Genomic DNA, 1,259 nt, shown 5'->3' with positions numbered 1-1,259 from the left:
TCCGGCGTCTACAAGAACCGCGAAGCACTGCCGGGCGCCTCCGCGGTCGTCACGACGGAAACCGCCGCCACCACCGCTGGAGGGACGCCCGCCTCGGTCGTCATCACGACGCGGGAAGGAGGGACGGTCTTCACGGCGCGGGTACGAGGGACGGTCGCCACCGCGGTCGTCGCGGCGGAAACCGCCGCCACCACCGCTGGAGGGACGGCCACCACGGTCGTCTTCACGGCGCGGGAAGGAGGGGCGGTCGCCGCCGCGGTCGTCACGGCCGCCACGGAACCCACCGCGGTCGTCATCACGACGCGGGTATGACGGGCGGTCGCCACCGCGGTCGTCACGACGGAAACCGCCGCCACCACCGCTGGAGGGACGTCCACCACGGTCGTCCTCACGGCGCGGGTACGAGGGACGGTCGCCGCCACGGTCGTCACGGCCGCCACGGAACCCACCGCGGTCGTCATCACGACGCGGGTACGACGGGCGGTCGCCACCACGGTCGTCACGACGGAAACCGCCGCCACCACCGCTGGAGGGACGTCCACCACGGTCGTCCTCACGGCGCGGGAAGGACGGGCGGTCGCCACCGCGGTCGTCACGACGGAAACCACCGCCGCCACCGCTGCCACCGGCGGGCCGGCCACCGCGGTCGTCACGACGGAAGCCGCCGCCACTGCCGCCACTGGCGCCGGCCGGGCGACCGCCACGGTCGTCACGACGGAACGGGGGACGGTCGCCGCCACGGTCGTCACGGCCCCCGCGGTAGCCGCCCCTGTCACCGCCGTCGTTGCGCCGAGGCTCGCGCTCCGGACGATCGTCGGGAGAGTTGGACATGGGTGTGACTCCTGTCTTCGGGGTACCGCTAGTCATTCTCGCGCAACCAACCCATGGCCGCGCTTCGGCGTAAAGAGGTGAAAAACAAAAAAGGACCCTTGGTCCAGCGTTGAACGCTGGACCAAGGGTCCTTGAAAGATTGTTCGGCGGCGTCCTACTCTCCCACAGGGTCCCCCCTGCAGTACCATCGGCGCTGAAAGGCTTAGCTTCCGGGTTCGGAATGTAACCGGGCGTTTCCCTAACGCTATGACCACCGAAACCCTATCGGTTTCGAGCGAACAAGCACACTTTGTAGTTATGTTCTAGCTCTAGAAACCAGCAACTGTTCGTTGCTTCAGAACTAACACAGTGGACGCGAGCAACTGAGGACAAGCCCTCGGCCTATTAGTACCAGTCAGCTTCACCCGTTACCGGGCTTCCACATCTGG

At 67.8% G+C, this 1,259-nt stretch carries 1 rRNA gene and 1 pseudogene; one reads left to right on the top strand and one right to left on the bottom strand.

Features of this window, described 5'->3' with window-relative positions:
• Positions 1–312: pseudogene (locus ACFWUQ_RS31470) on the top strand (hypothetical protein); the annotation flags it as partial.
• Positions 313–972: 660 nt separating this feature from the next.
• Here the strand turns inward: ACFWUQ_RS31470 and rrf are convergent.
• Positions 973–1,089 (bottom strand): 5S ribosomal RNA (gene rrf, locus ACFWUQ_RS31465).
• Between the last annotated feature and the right edge of the window lie 170 nt (positions 1,090–1,259).

The organism is Streptomyces sp. NPDC058662, from assembly GCF_042716255.1.
Taxonomy (GTDB): domain Bacteria; phylum Actinomycetota; class Actinomycetes; order Streptomycetales; family Streptomycetaceae; genus Streptomyces.
Note: the sequence above shows the minus strand (reverse complement) of the source record. Positions and strands in the feature narration are given on the sequence as shown.